Source organism: Cupriavidus sp. SS-3 (assembly GCF_035818815.1).
GTDB lineage: Bacteria > Pseudomonadota > Gammaproteobacteria > Burkholderiales > Burkholderiaceae > Cupriavidus > Cupriavidus taiwanensis_C.
In genome coordinates, this window is sequence record NZ_JAYLVT010000002.1 from 380,483 (window position 1) to 397,406 (window position 16,924).

The 16,924-nt window shown below is 67.6% G+C and carries 15 protein-coding genes; 10 read left to right on the top strand and 5 right to left on the bottom strand.

Annotated features, from left to right (window positions below):
- Window positions 1-118 precede the first annotated feature (118 nt).
- A complete protein-coding gene (locus U9J39_RS05120; protein ID WP_115710333.1) occupies window positions 119-1,027 on the top strand; it encodes a ZIP family metal transporter in 909 nt (302 codons plus the stop codon).
- A 5-nt stretch (window positions 1,028-1,032) separates the two neighbouring features.
- Here the strand turns inward: U9J39_RS05120 and U9J39_RS05125 are convergent, their stop codons facing one another.
- From U9J39_RS05125 to U9J39_RS05135, 3 genes are all read right to left on the bottom strand, one after another.
- On the bottom strand, window positions 1,033-1,899 hold the full coding sequence (locus U9J39_RS05125) for a sulfurtransferase (RefSeq protein WP_326346653.1): 867 nt from the start codon (window positions 1,897-1,899) through the stop codon (window positions 1,033-1,035).
- Between the two features lie 55 nt (window positions 1,900-1,954).
- Window positions 1,955-2,878, bottom strand: a complete 924-nt coding sequence (locus tag U9J39_RS05130) for a DMT family transporter (protein ID WP_116312884.1) — start codon at window positions 2,876-2,878, stop codon at window positions 1,955-1,957.
- Window positions 2,879-3,083: 205 nt separating this feature from the next.
- Window positions 3,084-4,187, bottom strand: coding sequence for an aromatic ring-hydroxylating oxygenase subunit alpha (locus U9J39_RS05135; protein ID WP_115710327.1), 1,104 nt, complete (start codon window positions 4,185-4,187; stop codon window positions 3,084-3,086).
- Window positions 4,188-4,562: 375 nt separating this feature from the next.
- On the opposite strand from U9J39_RS05135, the gene U9J39_RS05140 reads away from it, so the two are divergent.
- From U9J39_RS05140 to folE2, 4 genes are all read left to right on the top strand, one after another.
- On the top strand, window positions 4,563-4,868 hold the full coding sequence (locus U9J39_RS05140) for an exodeoxyribonuclease VII small subunit (RefSeq protein ID WP_115661532.1): 306 nt from the start codon (window positions 4,563-4,565) through the stop codon (window positions 4,866-4,868).
- Window positions 4,865-5,749 (top strand): polyprenyl synthetase family protein, encoded by an 885-nt coding sequence (locus U9J39_RS05145; RefSeq protein WP_092307059.1) that lies wholly within the window; start codon window positions 4,865-4,867, stop codon window positions 5,747-5,749. The genes U9J39_RS05140 and U9J39_RS05145 overlap by 4 nt, the downstream gene beginning before the upstream one ends.
- Window positions 5,750-5,773: 24 nt before the next feature.
- Complete coding sequence (dxs, locus tag U9J39_RS05150) at window positions 5,774-7,690, top strand: 1-deoxy-D-xylulose-5-phosphate synthase (RefSeq protein ID WP_115710326.1); 1,917 nt, start codon at window positions 5,774-5,776, stop codon at window positions 7,688-7,690.
- 208 nt (window positions 7,691-7,898) lie between these two features.
- Window positions 7,899-8,702: a GTP cyclohydrolase FolE2 gene (gene folE2, locus U9J39_RS05155; protein ID WP_115710324.1), complete on the top strand. Its 804-nt coding sequence runs from the start codon at window positions 7,899-7,901 to the stop codon at window positions 8,700-8,702.
- Window positions 8,703-8,762: 60 nt separating this feature from the next.
- Here the strand turns inward: folE2 and tsaD are convergent, their stop codons facing one another.
- Window positions 8,763-9,797, bottom strand: a complete 1,035-nt coding sequence (gene tsaD, locus U9J39_RS05160) for a tRNA (adenosine(37)-N6)-threonylcarbamoyltransferase complex transferase subunit TsaD (protein ID WP_115681482.1) — start codon at window positions 9,795-9,797, stop codon at window positions 8,763-8,765.
- 150 nt (window positions 9,798-9,947) lie between these two features.
- On the opposite strand from tsaD, the gene U9J39_RS05165 reads away from it, so the two are divergent.
- From U9J39_RS05165 to dnaG, 4 genes are all read left to right on the top strand, one after another.
- Window positions 9,948-11,207, top strand: coding sequence for an NAD(P)/FAD-dependent oxidoreductase (locus U9J39_RS05165; protein WP_326346654.1), 1,260 nt, complete (start codon window positions 9,948-9,950; stop codon window positions 11,205-11,207).
- 134 nt (window positions 11,208-11,341) lie between these two features.
- The gene (gene rpsU / locus U9J39_RS05170) at window positions 11,342-11,554 is read left to right on the top strand and encodes a 30S ribosomal protein S21 (protein ID WP_326346735.1); all 213 of its coding nucleotides are present in this window, start codon (window positions 11,342-11,344) and stop codon (window positions 11,552-11,554) included.
- A 125-nt stretch (window positions 11,555-11,679) separates the two neighbouring features.
- Window positions 11,680-12,129 (top strand): GatB/YqeY domain-containing protein, encoded by a 450-nt coding sequence (locus tag U9J39_RS05175; RefSeq protein ID WP_115681481.1) that lies wholly within the window; start codon window positions 11,680-11,682, stop codon window positions 12,127-12,129.
- Window positions 12,130-12,328: 199 nt separating this feature from the next.
- The gene (gene dnaG / locus U9J39_RS05180; RefSeq protein WP_115710321.1) at window positions 12,329-14,140 is read left to right on the top strand and encodes a DNA primase; all 1,812 of its coding nucleotides are present in this window, start codon (window positions 12,329-12,331) and stop codon (window positions 14,138-14,140) included.
- A 106-nt stretch (window positions 14,141-14,246) separates the two neighbouring features.
- On the opposite strand, the gene U9J39_RS05185 is transcribed toward dnaG, so the two are convergent.
- A complete protein-coding gene (locus tag U9J39_RS05185; RefSeq protein WP_326346655.1) occupies window positions 14,247-14,654 on the bottom strand; it encodes a hypothetical protein in 408 nt (135 codons plus the stop codon).
- Between U9J39_RS05185 and rpoD the strand changes: the two genes are divergently transcribed.
- Window positions 14,644-16,917, top strand: coding sequence for an RNA polymerase sigma factor RpoD (gene rpoD / locus U9J39_RS05190; RefSeq protein ID WP_172581750.1), 2,274 nt, complete (start codon window positions 14,644-14,646; stop codon window positions 16,915-16,917). The genes U9J39_RS05185 and rpoD overlap by 11 nt on opposite strands.
- The last annotated feature ends 7 nt before the right edge of the window (window positions 16,918-16,924 follow it).

A 16,924-nucleotide genomic window follows, 5' to 3' on the forward strand; every position in this document is an offset into this window, starting at 1 on the left:
CCTGGCACGCGGCCCCCGCCCGTGGGGCCGGCCGACGGCAGGATTGCAAAGTCCCGGCGGATACGTACAATGCGGCCTTTGAGTTATTGCAACATTGTTGCGTTTGCCGCCCGGCGCGATGCGGGCGGAACGGCGGGGCCGCCCGGCACCGCTACCCCGGGAGCCCATCATCCATTCGACGCTTTTGTATATCCTGCTCGCCGCCACGATTTCGGGCGTGGGCAGCATCTTCGGGGCGGCGCTGCTGTCGCTGACGGTGGCGTCCCGCGTGGTCGAGCGCATGGTGAGCTTCTCGGTGGGCGTGCTGCTGGCCACCGCGTTGCTGCATTCGCTGCCCGAGGCGTTCGAGTCCGGCGCCGATCCGCGCGCGCTGTTCGGCACCTTGCTGGCCGGGCTGCTGGGTTTCTTCCTGCTGGAAAAGCTGTCGCTGCTGCGCCATTCGCACCATCACGAGGGCGACGGGCACCACCACCACCACGGCCATGACCGCGAGGAAGCGGGCCGCAGCGGCCTGACCATCCTGGTCGGCGACACCTTCCACAACTTCGCCGACGGCATCGTGATCGCGGCGGCGTTCCTGGCCGATCCGCATATCGGCGTGGTCACCGCGCTGGCGATCGCGGCGCACGAGATCCCGCAGGAGGTGGGCGACTTTATCGTGCTGCTCAACGCCGGCTTCTCCAAGGCGCGCGCCTTTGCCTTCAACCTGGTGTCGAGCCTGGCGGCGATTGCCGGCGGGGTAGTGGGGTACTTCCTGCTCGACCAGCTGAGCGGGTGGATCCCCTACGTACTGGTGATCGCCGCCAGCAGCTTTATCTATATCGCGGTCAGCGACCTGATGCCGCAGATGCAGCGCAAGCCGCGCTGGCGCGAGTCGGCGATCCAGGTGGTGCTGGTGGCCGCGGGGATCTCGGCCATCGTCTTCATCACTAACGGCGTGCACGAAAGCCACAGCCACGGCGCTCACGGCGCTCAGGGCCGCGACGGCCACAGCCACGCCGCGCCCGTGGCGTCGTCGTCACGCTAGCCGGCTCAGGCCGCCCCGGTGGCCCCGGTAGCAACCGGGCGCGCCGGATCCGCGCACCACTCGCTCCACGATCCGGGATACAGCGCCGCGCCGCCCAGGCCGGCGGCTTCCAGCGCCAGCAGGTTGTGGCAGGCCGTGACGCCCGAGCCGCACTGCATCACCGCCTGGGCGGCGGCGTGCGTGCCCAGCACCGCGCCGAATTCGGCGCGCAGGGTCGCGGCCGGCTTGAAGCGGCCTTCCGCGTCCAGGTTGTCCTTGAAGAATCGATTGACCGCGCCCGGGATATGGCCGCCGACCGGGTCCAGGGTCTCGTTCTCGCCGCGGAAACGGTCGGGCGCGCGCGCATCGACCACCAGCAGCCGGCCCTGGCCGAGATTGTCGACCAGTGCGTCCGCATCGACGGTTGGCACCAGTGACTTGCCGCGGCGGATCGTGCCCGGAACCTCGGGCTCTGCCGCGGCATCGTGCTCCAGCGGCAGGCCGGCCTTGACCCAGGCGTCCTTGCCGCCATCGAGCACGGCCACGGCATCGTGGCCGATCCAGCGCAGCAGCCACCACAGCCGCGCGGCGAACATGCCGCCCTGGGCGTCATAGGCGACCACCGGGGTGTCGTCGTCGATGCCGAGTGCCTGCAGGCGCGCGACCAGGTCGTCGGCGTCCGGCAGCGGATGGCGGCCGTTGCGGCCGGTCTTGGGACCGGACAGTTCGTTGTCCAGGTGCAGGTAGAAGGCGCCGGGCACGTGGCCGGTGCGGTAGGCTTCGCGGCCGGCGGCCGGGTCGGCCAGGTCGAAGCTGCAGTCGACGACGACGCAGCGGCCGGGGCCGGCCAGCAGAGACTGCAGTACGGTGACGGAAATCAGCGGTTTCTGCATGGGAATCCTGTAGCGAGCGGAGAAAGAAATCCGGGGCGGTCGGGCTTACCGAATGCTACACCTCGGGGTGCACTTCCGCCTCCGGCGACTTGACCGGGGTGGCGGGCGTGGGCTTGGCGTCGGTGCCCTGGCGCGCGCGCATCAGCGTGGTGGCGATGCCGCTGGCGATGATCAGCCCCATGCCCAGCCACGACAGCCAGTTCAGGCGGTCGGACCAGATCAGCATGCCCCACACGCTGGAGAAGACGATGCCGGCGTATTGCAGGTTGGCGGTCAGCAGGGTGTTGCCGCGCTTGTAGGCGCGCGTCATCGCGGTCTGGCCCAGCGTGGCCAGGATGCCGATCGCCAGCAGCAGGCCGGCGCCGTACCAGGTATGCGGGCTGGTGCCGCCCAGCAGCATCCACACCAGCCCGGCGATCATGCCGACCAGCGAGAAATAGAACACGATGCGGCCTTCGGGCTCGCCCAGCTGGCCGAGCTGGCGCACCTCGACATAGGCCAATGCGGTGAACATGCCCGAGATCAGCCCGACCAGGCCGCCGGTCAGCTGGTCCTTGCCGACTGACGGCTGCAGCAGGCAGATCACGCCGGCAAACGACAGCAGGATCGCCAGCACCAGGCGCCGGTCGGCATTGCCGCCGGTGCCGGCCAGCGCCGCGCTGGCGCCCAGGATCAGCGCGATCCACACCGGCGACATGTAGTTCAGTGTCATCGCGGTGGCCAGCGGCAGCAGCGAGATCGAGGTGAACCACAGCATCAGCGAGGTCACGCCGAACACGCTGCGCTTGATATGCGACAGCATGTACGGAGTGCGCACCGAGACCCCGCGCGAGGACAGCAGCACCCACATGATCACCACGCTGATCAGGCCGCGGTAGAACACGATCTCGCCGGTGGTGTACAGGTCGGACGCCAGCTTGACGCCAACCCCCATCAGCGAAAAAGCGAAGGCGGCGAACAGCATCCAGAGCGATTGCATGGCGAGGGCGCGGTGAAGCGGGCAGGAGCGAAGGAGAGGAGGCCGGCACGCGAGCGGGGCTCTGAGGCCCCGCGTCGCGCATGCGGTCCGGCGCGGCGGCGGGAACCGCCGCGCCGGACAAAGATTCTAGCAGCGCACATCGCCACCCAAAGCAAAACGGACCGCCGTGGCGGTCCGTTGCAGCTTGCGTTGTGCGCTGATCGCACTAGCCCGTGTAGGCCATGGCGCGGCGGTACCACTCGTGGAAGTGCTGCATGCCGTCTTCCATCGGCGACTGGTACGGGCCGACCTCGCTGGTGCCGCGCTTGAGCAGCGCCAGCCGGCCGGCGTCCATGCGTTCGGCGATCTCGTCGTCCTCGATGCAGGTTTCCATGTAGGCGGCACGCTCGGCCTCGACGAACTCGCGCTCGAACAGCGCGATTTCCTCGGGGTAGTAGAACTCCACCACGTTGCGGGTCTTGCGCGGGCCGATCGGGTGCAGCGTCGAGATCACCAGCACGTTCGGGTACCACTCCACCATGATGTTGGGGTAGTAGGTCAGCCAGATCGCGCCGTGCTTGGGCAGCACGCCGTTGTTGAAGCGCAGCACCGCGTCATGCCATTTCTGGTACGTCGGGCTGCCGGGGCGCTTCAGGCCGGCGTGCAGGCCGACGGTCTGCACGCTGTGCCATTCGCCGAACTCCCACTTGAGGTCGTCGCACGAGACGAAGCTGCCCAGCCCCGGGTGGAACGGCACCACGTGGTAGTCCTCGAGGTAGACCTCGATAAAGGTCTTCCAGTTGTAGTCGCACTCGTGCACCTCGACGTGGTCGAGCATGTAGCCGTCGAAGTTCAGGTCCTGCGCCACGCCCAGCCGCGCCAGGTCGGCGCGCACGTCGCGCGGGCCCTCGAACAGCAGGCCGTTCCAGTTCTGCAGCGGCGAGCGCTTCAGGTGCAGGCAGGGTTGCTGGTCGAAATGCGGCGCGCCGAGCAGTTCGCCCTTCAGGTCGTAGGTCCAGCGGTGCAGGGGGCAGACGATGTTCTGCTTGTTGCCGCGGCCGTTCAGCATGATGGCCTGGCGGTGGCGGCAGACGTTGGACATCAGCTCGACGCCGGCGGCGTTGCGCACCAGCATGCGGCCCTCGTCCTCGGCCTTGAGCGTGTGGTAGTCGCCGGTTTCCGGGACCATCAGTTCATGGCCGACATAGCCCGGGCCATTGCTGAACAGCAGTTCGAGTTCTTGTTGATGCAGCGCTTCGTCGAAGTAGACGCCGACGGGCAGTTGCGTATCAGCCGGCGCCAGGTTGAGCGCGGTGCTGAGATTGGACATTATCCCCACTCCCAGATGAACAGGTGAAAGCAGTGAACAACCCAACCATCGAAAATGGAATCGATTTGGGAAAGACTGCCGCCTAGCGGGATGCGCTGGCAACCCCCGGCGGCGAACGGAAGATTGTACCCGACCCAAAAAGTTAAGGGACTGATTTTTTTGCCTTTTTAGCGAAAAAGTCGACCCGGGTCGTCATCGGGGTGCCGTAGCGGCCGCATTCGGAAAGACGACCCGAGCGCACAAGTCACTTCTGCATCGGAAGCACCCGATCGGGGCACGGTATCCCCCTGCGAGATGGGGGCAGGCCCGCGCTTTGGCGTAAAATCCGGGCTTCCCCATCCGGGTTTCCCCCGGTTCCAGCTTCCAGGGCCTGATATGCCAAAAACGACGACCGCTCCGGTCCAGACCGACAACACCGCCGACGCCGCCTCGGCGCCGCCCGCCTCCTACGAGGCGGCGATGGCCGAACTGGAGACGCTGGTGGCCAGCATGGAAAGCGGCGAGCTGCCGCTCGAGGCCTCGCTGGCAGCGTACCGCCGCGGCGCCGAGCTGGTGCGCTACTGCCAGCAGAAGCTGGAGCGGGTCGAGCAGCAGGTGCGGGTACTGGAGGGCGACGCGCTCAGGCCGCTGGCGGGCGAAGGCAACGGTGCCAATGGAGCACAGGGGACGGACGAGGCATGAGCGACTTCGCACAATGGATGCAGGCGCAGGGCGTGCGCACCGAGGCCGCCCTGCAGGCCGCGCTGCCCGATGCCGGCACGGTGCCGCATACGCTGCACGAAGCGATGCGCTATGCTGCGCTGGGCGGCGGCAAGCGCGTGCGCCCGCTGCTGGTCCATGCCGCCGGCGAGGTCAGCGGCGCGGCCCCGGCGGCCTGCGACGCGGCCGCCTGCGCGGTGGAGATGATCCACGCCTATTCGCTGGTCCACGACGACATGCCGTGCATGGACGACGATGACCTGCGCCGCGGCCGCCCCACTGTGCACAAGGCCTATGACGAGGCCACCGCGCTGCTGGTAGGCGATGCGCTGCAGACCCAGGCCTTCATCGTGCTGGCGGAAGCCGGGCCGATCGCGCCCGCGGTGCGGCTGCAGCTGGTGGCGGAGCTGGCGCGGGCGTCGGGCTCGGCCGGCATGGCCGGCGGCCAGGCGATCGACCTGCAGAACGTGGGCCGGGCCATGACGCGCGACGCGCTCGAGGCCATGCACCGCATGAAGACCGGCGCGCTGCTGCGCGCCAGCGTGCGCATGGGCGCGCTGTGTGGCGAGATCGATGCTCAGGGCCTGGCCGCGCTGGACCGCTACGCGGCGGCGGTGGGATTGGCGTTCCAGGTGGTAGACGATATTCTGGACGTCACCGCGGACACCGCGACGCTGGGCAAGACCGCCGGCAAGGACGCCGCCCATGACAAGCCGACCTACGTGTCGCTGCTGGGGCTGGACGCGGCCCGCGAACTGGCCGGGTCGCTGCGCGCCGAGGCGTACGAGGCGCTGGCCGGCTTCGGCGAGCGCGCCGCGCGCCTGCGCGACCTGGCGGACCTGATCGTGCTGCGCACGCATTAAACTAGAGCCGGCCGAACGGACATCATGACCTACGCACTCCTCAACAAGATTGACGCCCCCGCGGACCTGCGCAAGCTCGACCGGCGCGAGCTCCAGACCCTGGCCGACGAACTGCGCGCCTACGTGCTGGAATCGGTCTCGCAGACCGGCGGCCACCTGTCGTCCAACCTGGGCACGGTCGAACTGACCATCGCGCTGCACTATGTCTTCAACACCCCCGATGACCGGCTGGTGTGGGACGTGGGCCACCAGAGCTATCCGCACAAGATCCTGACCGGACGCCGCGAGCGCATGCGCACGCTGCGCCAGTGGGGCGGCATCTCGGGCTTCCCGCGCCGCAGCGAGAGCGAATACGACACCTTCGGCACCGCGCACTCGTCGACTTCGATCTCGGCCGCGCTGGGCATGGCGCTGGGCGCGCGCACGCTGGGCCAGAAGCGGGTCTCGGTGGCGGTGATCGGCGACGGCGCGATGACCGCGGGCATGGCCTTCGAGGCGCTGAACAACGCCGGCGTCTACAAGGACCTGCCGCTGCTGGTGGTGCTCAACGACAACGACATGTCGATCTCGCCGCCGGTGGGCGCGCTCAACCGGCATCTGGCGCGGCTGCTGAGCGGCCAGTTCTACGCCGCCACCAAGAAGGGCATCGAGAAGGTGCTGTCGGTGGCGCCGCCGGTGCTGGAGTTCGCCAAGCGCTTCGAGGAACATGCCAAGGGCATGATGGTGCCGGCCACGCTGTTCGAGGAGTTCGGCTTCAACTACATCGGCCCGATCGACGGCCACGACCTGAATTCGCTGGTGCCGACGCTGCAGAATATCCGCGAGCGCGCGCTCGAAGGCGGCGGCCCGCAGTTCCTGCACGTGGTCACCAAGAAGGGCCAGGGCTACAAGCTGGCCGAGGCCGACCCGATCCTGTACCACGGCCCGGGCAAGTTCAATCCGGCCGAAGGCATCCGCCCGGCCGCCAAGCCGGCGCGCAAGACCTACACCCAGGTGTTCGGCGACTGGCTGTGCGACATGGCCGCGGCCGACAAGCGCCTGGTCGGCATCACCCCGGCCATGCGCGAGGGCTCGGGCATGGTCGAGTTCGAGCAGCGCTTCCCGGAGCGCTACTACGACGTCGGCATCGCCGAGCAGCATGCGGTGACCTTCGCCGGCGGCCTGGCGTGCGAAGGGCTGAAGCCGGTGGTGGCGATCTACTCGACCTTCCTGCAGCGCGGCTACGACCAGCTGATCCACGACGTGGCGCTGCAGAACCTGCCGGTGGTGTTCGCGCTGGACCGCGCCGGCCTGGTCGGCGCCGACGGCGCGACTCACGCGGGCGCCTACGATATCGCCTACCTGCGCTGCATCCCCAACATGATGGTGATGACGCCGTCCGACGAAAACGAGTGCCGCCAGTTGCTGACCACGGCGTTCCAGCAGGACTGCCCTAGCGCGGTGCGCTATCCGCGCGGCTCCGGCCCGGGCGCGGCGATCGCCGCCGACCTGGCGCCGGTGCCGGTGGGCAAGGGCGTGGTGCGCCGCGAGGGCGGCGCGCGCGCCGGGCATCGCGTCGGCATGCTGGCGTTCGGCTCGATGGTGCAGCCGGCGCTGGGCGCGGCGCAGGCGCTGGACGCCACCGTGGCCGACATGCGCTTCGTCAAGCCGCTCGACGTCGCGCTGGTCAAGCGCCTGGCCGCCGACCACGACTACCTGGTGACGGTGGAAGAGGGCAGCGTGATGGGCGGCGCCGGCAGCGCCGTGCTCGAGGCCCTGGCCGAGGCCGGCATCGACAAGCCGGTGCTGACGCTGGGCCTGCCCGACCGCTTCGTCGACCATGGCGACCCGGCCTACCTGCTGCAGCAATGCGGCCTGGATGCGGCCGGCATCGAGCGCTCGGTGCGCGAGCGTTTCGGGCTCGACCAGCCGCAGGTCACGGTCGCCTCGCGCGTGGCCTGATCACCTGCCATCCCGAGGGGATTCGGGCCGCCGCGCCACGGGTGCGTCCGAATTCCCTTACACTCCGATTTTTGTGTTCGCAGCTGCGGGTCGGCACGCCAGTGCCGGGTCCCGTGGTTTCACACTCGTTGCGCGGCATGAGGGACTGCGAAAATGCCGCGACCGTAAGGGCTTGCGCCAGGCTGCGCAACCCTGGAGGAAACCGTAGATGAATGACATCAACCCCGCCTTCATCATGCCCGACGTCCAGTCGAGCCCCGACACCCGCCAGATCCCGATCCAGCGAGTCGGCGTGAAGGGCGTGCGCTATCCCGTGACCCTGAAGACCCCGACCGGCATCGTGCCGACCGTCGGCACCTTCAACCTCGACGTGCACCTGCCCGCCGACCAGAAGGGCACGCATATGTCGCGCTTCGTGGCGCTGCTGGAAGAAGAGCGGGCGCCGCTGGAGCTGGCCAGCTTCCGGCTGATGCTGGACAAGATGCTGGAGAAGCTCGAAGCCGAGGCCGGCCGCATCGAGGTCACGTTCCCGTACTTCATCAGCAAGATCGCGCCGGTGTCCGGCGTGGAGTCGCTGCTGGACTACGAGGTCACGCTGACCGGTGAAGTGCGCAACGGCGCCACGCGGGTGTTCCTGAAGGCGCTGGTGCCGGTGACCAGCCTGTGCCCGTGCTCGAAGAAGATCTCGCAGTATGGCGCGCACAACCAGCGCTCGCATATCACCATGAACGTGGAGCTGGCCGGCGAGCTGCCGGTGGAGGCGCTGGTGCGCATGGCCGAGGAAGAGGCGTCGTGCGAGCTGTGGGGGCTGCTCAAGCGGCCCGACGAGAAGTTCGTCACCGAGCGTGCCTACGAGAATCCCAAGTTCGTCGAGGACCTGGTGCGCGACATCGCCATGCGGCTGAATGCGGACGACCGCATCGTGGCCTATGTGCTCGAGGCGGAGAACTTCGAGTCGATCCACAACCACAGCGCGTATGCGGTGATCGAGCGGGACAAGCGCGTCGACTGACCGCGTTGTCGCTGCAATGGAAATAGCCACCGCATGCGGTGGCTATTTTTTCGGTCCGGTTCAGGCCGCGGAAGGCAGGCGGATATCCGCCAGGTCCCAGCGCGGCGTCACGCCGTAACCATACTCGTGCCGCGCCAGTTCGGGCGCGGCCTGCAAGCGCATCGCGCCGGCAAACGCGATCATCGCGCCGTTGTCGGTGCAGAACGCCAGGTCAGGATAGTAGACCTCGAGCTTGCGCTGCCTGCCAACCTGGTCCAGCCGTTCGCGCAGCTGCCGGTTGGCGCCGACGCCGCCGGCTACCACCAGCCGCTTGTGGCCGGTTTGCTTGAGCGCCGCCATCGACTTGGCCGCCAGCACGTCGACGATCGCATCGACAAAGGCGCGCGCGAGGTTGGCGCGGTCCTGCTCGCAGGTATTGGCGAGCTTGCGGGTTTGCGTCAGCACCGCGGTCTTCAGGCCGGCAAAGGAAAAATCCAGGTTGCCGGAATGCAGCATCGGCCGCGGCAGCTCGAACGCGCCGGGCACGCCGAACTCGGCCAGGCGCGACACTTCCGGCCCACCCGGGTAGCCCAGGCCGAGCAGCTTGGCGGTCTTGTCGAACGCTTCGCCGGCGGCATCGTCCAGGGTTTCGCCCAGCAGCGCGTAGTCGCCGATGCCGCGCACTTCCATCAGCTGCGTATGCCCGCCCGATACCAGCAGCGCCACGAACGGGAACGGCGGCGGCTCGCGCGTCAGCAGCGGCGACAGCAGGTGGCCTTCGAGGTGGTGCACGCCCACCATCGGCACGTTCAGCGCGAAGCCGAGCGCATTGGCCACCGAGGCGCCGACCAGCAGCGCGCCGGCCAGTCCGGGGCCCTGGGTGAAGGCAATGGCGTCGATGTCCTGGCGGGTGCGGCCGGCGTCGGCCAGCACCTGCTCCAGCAGCGGCAGCACGCGGCGGATATGGTCGCGCGAGGCCAGCTCGGGGACCACGCCGCCATAGTCGCGATGCATGGCGATCTGCGAGTGCAGTGCATGCGCGAGCAGGCCGGCGCCGGTGTCATAGAGCGCGAGGCCGGTTTCGTCGCAGGAAGATTCAATGCCGAGGACAAGCATGGGAGCCATGACGCCGTCTCCGGGAAACGGCCGTCGAAACAAGGGTGTGCGGGAAGCGCGCAGGGTAGCACAGCGGCGCGCGGCGCGCTTTTCGCTACAATCTGCCCTTTCTCAGGCGGTGGCAAGACACATGGATTCGCGAGGCGTGCAATGAGCGGGGCAGCCCAGGCCCGGACCGGCCGGTATGACGTGGCGGTACTGGGCGCCGGCGCCGCGGGCATGATGTGCGCCGCGGTGGCGGGCCAGAACGGCGCGCGCGTGGTGCTGATCGACCATGCCACCCGGCTCGCCGAGAAAATCCGCATCTCGGGCGGCGGCCGCTGCAATTTCACCAACCTGCAGGCCGGCCCCGCCAACTACCTGTCGTCCAATCCGCACTTCTGCCGCTCGGCGCTGGCGCGCTACACGCCGCAGGATTTCCTGGCGCTGATGCGCCGCCATGGCATCGCCTGGCACGAGAAGCACCGTGGCCAACTGTTCTGCAACGACAGCGCCGAAGACGTGATCGCCATGCTGCGCGCCGAATGCGACGCGGGGCAGGTGCGCTGGCAGACCGGCTGCACGGTGGCGGAGATCCGGCGCGAGGGCGATGACTTCCTGCTGCTGACCGCCGCGGGCACGGTGCGGGCCGGAGCGCTGGTGGTGGCCACGGGCGGCCTGTCGATCCCGAAGATCGGCGCCACCGACTTCGGCTACCGCATTGCGCGGCAGTTCGGGCTGGGCATCGTCGAGACCCGCCCGGCGCTGGTGCCGCTGACCTTCGATGGCAAGGACTGGGCGCCGTTCGTGCCGTTGGCGGGGGTCTCGCTGGAAGTGGACATCGCTACCGGCAGCGGCAAGGCCGCGGGCGCCTTCCGCGAGGACCTGCTGTGGACGCACCGTGGCCTGTCCGGCCCGGCGGTGCTGCAGATCTCCAGCTACTGGCATCCCGGCACGCCGGTCGCCATCGACCTGTTCGATGGCGAGGACGCCGCCGCCTGGCTGCTCGAGCAGAAGGCCGGCAGCCGCAAGCACCTGGGCAACCTGCTGGCGCAACGGCTGCCGTCGCGGCTGGCCGAGGCGTGGTGCGCGGCCGCGGGCGTGGCGGCGACGATGCCGCTGCATGACGTGACCGACAAGGCCCTGCGCAAGCTCGGCGGCGCGCTCAACGACTGGCGCATCGTGCCGTCCGGCACCGAGGGCTACCGCAAGGCCGAGGTCACGCTGGGCGGGGTGGATACGCGCGCGCTGTCGTCGGCCACCATGATGGCCCGCGACGTACCGGGCCTGTATTTCATCGGCGAAGTGGTCGACGTGACCGGCTGGCTGGGGGGCTACAACTTCCAGTGGGCCTGGGCCTCCGCGGTGGCGGCGGGGCAGGCCGCGGCGGAGGCGGCACGGCAGGCCCGCGCCGGGCAATCGGCAGCTTAGAGCCAGGCTGTATCGTGCTGCGTGAATCACACGCGGCACGCCAGTCGCACGCCACTTCCGCGCCGGATTGTTGGTGCTACAATCCAGAGCTTCGTAACGCCGCCATCCCGAAAATACTTTCATTTTCCGGCCAAATGACTACGATCCGCCTCAAGGAAAACGAGCCTTTTGAAGTTGCCCTGCGCCGATTCAAGCGCACCATCGAGAAGAACGGGCTGCTCCCGGAACTGCGGGCCCGCGAGTTTTACGAAAAACCCACCGCCGAGCGCAAGCGCAAGAAGGCTGCGGCAGAGAAGCGCCATTACAAGCGCATCCGCAGCCAGATGCTGCCGAAGAAGCTGTACTGACACCGGCTTCGCGCTTGCCCATCACCCGCTGTGGCGTATGCTCGGCGGGTTTTTGCGTTATGGGCCTTGCAGGAACGGCATCCGCCGCCATGTGTAAGTGCCTGCCCACTTTCTGGAAGATCACGATGTCCCTCAAAGCCCGTATCAGCGAAGACATGAAGACCGCCATGCGCGCCCGCGAGACCGAGCGCCTTGGCACCATCCGCTTGCTGCTGGCGGCGATCAAGCAGCGCGAAGTCGACGAGCGCGTCGAGCTGGACGATACCGCCGTGCTGGCCGTGGTCGAAAAGCTGATCAAGCAGCGCAAGGACTCTATCGCGCAGTTCCAGCAGGCCGGCCGCAACGACCTCGCGGACAAGGAGCTGGCCGAGGTCGAGGTGCTGAAGGTCTACATGCCGGCCGCGCTGTCGGACGAGGAGGTGGCCGCCGAGGTACAGCAAGCCGTGACCGCCACCGGCGCTGCGGGCCCGCAGGACATGGGCAAGGTCATGGGCGTGCTGAAGGGCAAGCTGGCCGGCCGTGCCGACATGACCGCGGTATCGGCCCTGGTCAAGGCCGCGTTGGCGCCAAAGTAAGTACTGATTTAAACGATTGCCGACATGATGCGCGCAATCTCACCGCGGATAGCGGAGGTTGCGCGCAGAAGTGAAGCAATCCGGGCGGCCGTTCCGCGCTGCACTACAATATTCCGATAGCAGCCGGGCGCCGCACCGGTCACGCATTCCTAAAAGGGCCGCCCGCCAGGGACGGCCAAGCCTCAGGACGGTCAGTCGGGTGATTCCGCAATCCTTTATTCAGGACCTGCTCAACCGTGTCGACATTGTCGATGTGGTGGGCAAGTATGTGCAGCTGAAGAAGGGCGGCGCCAATTTCATGGGACTTTGCCCGTTCCATAACGAGAAATCCCCGTCGTTCACGGTGTCGCCGACCAAGCAGTTCTACCACTGCTTCGGCTGCGGCGCGCATGGCTCGGCCATCGGCTTCCTGATGGAGTTTTCCGGCCAGTCCTATCCGGAGGCGGTGCGCGAGCTGGCGCAGTCGGTCGGCATGACCGTGCCGGAAGAGCGCGACCGCCTGCCCCCCGGCCAGCGCGCCGAGCAACAGGCACGCTCGGTGGCGCTGTCCGACGCCATGACCCGCGCCACCGATTTCTACCGCCGCCAGTTGCGCGGCGCGCCGCAGGCGATCCAGTACCTGAAGGGGCGGGGGCTGACCGGCGAGATCGCCGGTCAGTTCGGACTGGGCTATGCGCCCGATGACTGGCAGGGCCTGGAAGCGGTGTTCGGCAGCTACCGCGACGACAACGTGGCCGCGCCGCTCGTCGAGGCCGGCCTGCTGATCGAAAGCGACAAACGCGACGCCGACGGCAAGCCGCGGCGCTACGACCGCTTCCGCGACCGCATCATGTTCCCGATCCGCAACACCAAGGGCGCGGTGATCGGCTTCGGCGGCCGCGTCATGGGGCAGGGCGAACCGAAGTACCTGAACTCCCCCGAGACCCCGCTGTTCAGCAAGGGCACCGAGCTGTATGGCTTGTTCGAGGCCCGCCATGCAATCCGGGAAACCGGCTATGTGCTGGTGGTCGAAGGGTATATGGACGTCGTGGCACTGGCCCAGCTCGGTTTTGCCAACGCCGTCGCCACCCTGGGCACGGCGTGCACGCCCGTGCACGTGCAGAAGCTGCTGCGCCAGGCCGACGCGGTGGTGTTCTCGTTCGACGGCGATTCGGCAGGGCGGCGCGCCGCCAGGCGGGCGCTCGAAGCCTGCCTGCCGCACGTGGCCGACAACAAGACCATCCGCTTCCTGTTCCTGCCGGCCGAGCACGACCCCGACAGCTATGTGCGCGAAGAGGGCACCGAAGCCTTCGCCGCGCAGGTGCGCAATGCCATGCCGCTGTCGCGCTTCCTGCTGCAGTCGGTGACCGAGGAACTGGACCTGCGCCAGCCCGAGGGCCGCGCCCGCGCCCAGTACGACGCCAAGCCGCTGCTGCAGGCGATGCCGGCGGGCGGGCTGCGGCTACAGATCGTGCGCGAACTTGCCGATGCCACTGGTACGACACCCGCGGAGATCGAGGCGATCTGCGGCCTGCGCAGTGATCCGGCACGGGTCGGGCGCTTCGCCCAGCCGCGCCCGCGCGCGCGCCGCCAGGCCCCGACCGGGCTGGAGCAGCGGGTGATCCAGTTGCTGATGTGCTACCCGACGCTGTCGGCACGGCTGGACGAGGATGCGCGGGCGTTGCTGCTGGAAGGCGAAGGTGGCGACAGCGAAGTGCTGGCGCACCTGGTCAGCGCGTGCGACGGCGTCCAGGGCGAAGTGAATTTCGCGGCCTTCAGCGAGCATTTGGCCCAGTCGCCGTATGCCGAGGTCTATGCCGCGGCGCGCACGGCGGTATTGCGCGAAGAGATTGAAGAGGCACCTGCAACACAGGAATTCGATGCGGCCATCACCAAGCTGCTGGCCGAGCCGCTGCGGCGCGAACTTGACAGCCTGCAGGCGGAGGTGGTCGCCGGCACGGCCGACGAGGCGGCCAAGCAGCGCATGCGCTGGCTGGTGGGCGAAATCCACCGGCGGCGCCAACTGGGCTGAGGCGCCGGCGGGCGCCCTGGCCTTCAACCGGGAGGCGGCATCAAGCGTTGGACAAGCAGTGGATCAGGGACCGGGCCCGGCCGCGCCGAGCTTAAGCCTTGATTTTTCAGGTGAAAACCTCACCTGACAGGGAGCCGGCTATGCGTGGCGTGCTACAATAGCCGGTTTGGATTGCGAAATCTTTCTCTCCAGTTCTGGTGAAAGTGAGCGTGCCAATGGCAAAGGCCAAAGCAACCGAAAGGGTTACCTCGAAAGCTCCCCAATCAGGGAGCGGCAAGGCGTCTGTGAAAACCACGGCGGCGAAGACATCGACCGCGACCGTCAAGACGCCAGCCCGGTCTGCGCCATCAAAGTCCGTGCGCCGCGCGCAAGCGCCCGCCGTGACGACTCCCACCAGAACCCGCACATCCGAAAAGACAAAGGCCTCGACTTCGGCACGCGAGAGCGGCAAGAGCGCCAGTACGAGCGGCAAGGTCGCCGCATCTGCAGCAGCATCTGCACCAGTGAAAGGCAAGAGTATCACCGTGGCGAAACAGCAGAATACCGAAGTCGAGAGCAAGCGAGCGGCAGCCGCCGGCGCCAAGAGCGGAGGCGCCAAGCAAGGCGCGGCCGCGACGGCCGCCAAGGCGCGTGCCGCGACACCTGCATCCGTTGCATCCGAGCGTCCCGCTGCGCCGGCAATCAAGCCGGAGCCGAAAAAGCGTGGCCGCAAGCCCAAGGCCGAGATGCAGCACGACGACAGCACAACAGACGACGTGACCGAAGAGTTTTACGAGAACGATACGCGCGCGCCGGCAACCCCGGCGGCGCCGAAGACCGAAAAGCAGAAAGCCAAGGACCGCAAGGCCAAGGAAAAGGCCCTGCTCAAGGAGTTCGCCTCGACCCAGCAAGGCACCGAGGAAGAGCTCGAGCTGCGTCGCCAGAAGCTCAAGGCGCTGATCAAGCTGGGCAAGTCGCGCGGCTACCTGACCTACGCGGAAATCAACGATCACCTGCCGGACGACATGGTCGATTCGGAAACGATCGACACCCTGGTCGCGACGCTGAACGACATCGGCATCGCCGTCTATGAACAGGCGCCGGATGCCGAGACGTTGCTGCTCAACGACAACGCCCCGTCCGCCACCAGCGAGGAAGAAGCCGAGGAAGAGGCCGAGGCGGCCCTGTCCACGGTCGACTCCGAGTTTGGCCGCACCACCGACCCGGTGCGCATGTACATGCGCGAGATGGGCACGGTGGAGCTGCTGACGCGCGAAGGCGAAATCGAGATCGCCAAGCGCATCGAGGCCGGCCTGAAGGACATGGTGATGGCGATCTCGGCGTGCCCGGTCACCATCTCCGAGATCCTGGCCCATGCCGAGCGCGTCGCCAACGACGAGATCAAGATCGACGAGTTCGTCGACGGCCTGATCGACCCGAACGCCGACGAAACCCCGGAAGCCCCGTCGGCCCCGGCCGCGGCGGCCGACGACGAGGACCTCGAGTCCGACGAAGACGAGGAAGGCGACGAGGACGATGACGACGAAGGCGGCGCCGGCGCCGGCGCGTCCGCGCGCCAGCTGGAAGAACTGAAGCAGAACGCGCTGGAGAAATTCCGCGTGATCGCCGAGCAGTTCGACAAGATGCGTCGTGCGTTCGAGAAGGAAGGCTACAAGTCCAAGCCCTACGTCAAGGCGCAGGAAGCGATCCAGGCCGAGCTGATGGGCATCCGCTTCACCGCGCGCAATGTCGAGCGCCTGTGCGACACGCTGCGCGGCCAGGTCGACGAAGTGCGCAAGCTCGAGCGGGCCATCCTGAACATCGTGGTCGACAAGTGCGGCATGCCGCGCTCGGACTTCGTCGCCCGCTTCCCGGGCAACGAGACCAACCTCGAGTGGATCCACACCGTGGTGGCCGACGGCAAGGGCTACAGCACCATCGTCGAGCGCAACGTGCCGGCCGTGCACGAGCTGCAGCAGAAGCTGATCGACCTGCAGGCGCGCGTGGTGCTGCCGCTGAAGGAACTGAAGGACGTCAACCGCAAGATGTCGGAAGGCGAGCGCCGCGCCCGCGAAGCCAAGCGCGAGATGACCGAGGCCAACCTGCGCCTGGTAATCTCGATCGCCAAGAAGTACACCAACCGCGGCCTGCAGTTCCTCGACCTGATCCAGGAAGGCAACATCGGCCTGATGAAGGCGGTGGACAAGTTCGAATACCGTCGCGGCTACAAGTTCTCGACCTATGCCACGTGGTGGATCCGCCAGGCCATCACGCGCTCGATCGCCGACCAGGCGCGCACCATCCGTATTCCGGTGCACATGATCGAGACCATCAACAAGATGAACCGCATCTCGCGCCAGATCCTGCAGGAAACCGGCAACGAGCCGGATCCGGCAACGCTGGCCGAGAAGATGGAGATGCCGGAAGACAAGATCCGCAAGATCATGAAGATCGCCAAGGAACCGATCTCCATGGAAACGCCGATCGGTGACGACGACGACTCCCATCTGGGCGACTTCATCGAGGACACCAACACGCTGGCCCCGGCCGAAGCGGCGCTGCACGGCTCCATGCGCGACGTCGTCAAGGACGTGCTGGACTCGCTCACGCCGCGCGAAGCCAAGGTGCTGCGCATGCGCTTCGGCATCGAAATGAGCACCGACCACACGCTGGAAGAGGTCGGCAAGCAGTTCGACGTCACGCGTGAACGGATCCGCCAGATCGAGGCCAAGGCGCTGCGCAAGCTGCGCCACCCGAGCCGCTCCGACAAGCTGAAGAGTTTCCTGGAAGGCAACTAAACGCTTC

Excerpts from the sequence above, each read along its gene's own strand:
- U9J39_RS05135 (WP_115710327.1), bottom strand. The coding sequence starts at position 4,187 with ATGTCCAATCTCAGCACCGCGCTCAACCTGGCGCCGGCTGATACGCAA.
- U9J39_RS05120 (WP_115710333.1), top strand. The coding sequence starts at position 119 with ATGCGGGCGGAACGGCGGGGCCGCCCGGCACCGCTACCCCGGGAGCCC.
- U9J39_RS05145 (WP_092307059.1), top strand. The coding sequence starts at position 4,865 with ATGAGCGACTTCGCACAATGGATGCAGGCGCAGGGCGTGCGCACCGAG.
- U9J39_RS05140 (WP_115661532.1), top strand. The coding sequence starts at position 4,563 with ATGCCAAAAACGACGACCGCTCCGGTCCAGACCGACAACACCGCCGAC.
- U9J39_RS05175 (WP_115681481.1), top strand. The coding sequence starts at position 11,680 with ATGTCCCTCAAAGCCCGTATCAGCGAAGACATGAAGACCGCCATGCGC.
- rpsU (WP_326346735.1), top strand. The coding sequence starts at position 11,342 with ATGACTACGATCCGCCTCAAGGAAAACGAGCCTTTTGAAGTTGCCCTG.
- U9J39_RS05165 (WP_326346654.1), top strand. The coding sequence starts at position 9,948 with ATGAGCGGGGCAGCCCAGGCCCGGACCGGCCGGTATGACGTGGCGGTA.
- tsaD (WP_115681482.1), bottom strand. The coding sequence starts at position 9,797 with ATGCTTGTCCTCGGCATTGAATCTTCCTGCGACGAAACCGGCCTCGCG.
- U9J39_RS05130 (WP_116312884.1), bottom strand. The coding sequence starts at position 2,878 with ATGCAATCGCTCTGGATGCTGTTCGCCGCCTTCGCTTTTTCGCTGATG.
- U9J39_RS05125 (WP_326346653.1), bottom strand. The coding sequence starts at position 1,899 with ATGCAGAAACCGCTGATTTCCGTCACCGTACTGCAGTCTCTGCTGGCC.
- folE2 (WP_115710324.1), top strand. The coding sequence starts at position 7,899 with ATGAATGACATCAACCCCGCCTTCATCATGCCCGACGTCCAGTCGAGC.
- dxs (WP_115710326.1), top strand. The coding sequence starts at position 5,774 with ATGACCTACGCACTCCTCAACAAGATTGACGCCCCCGCGGACCTGCGC.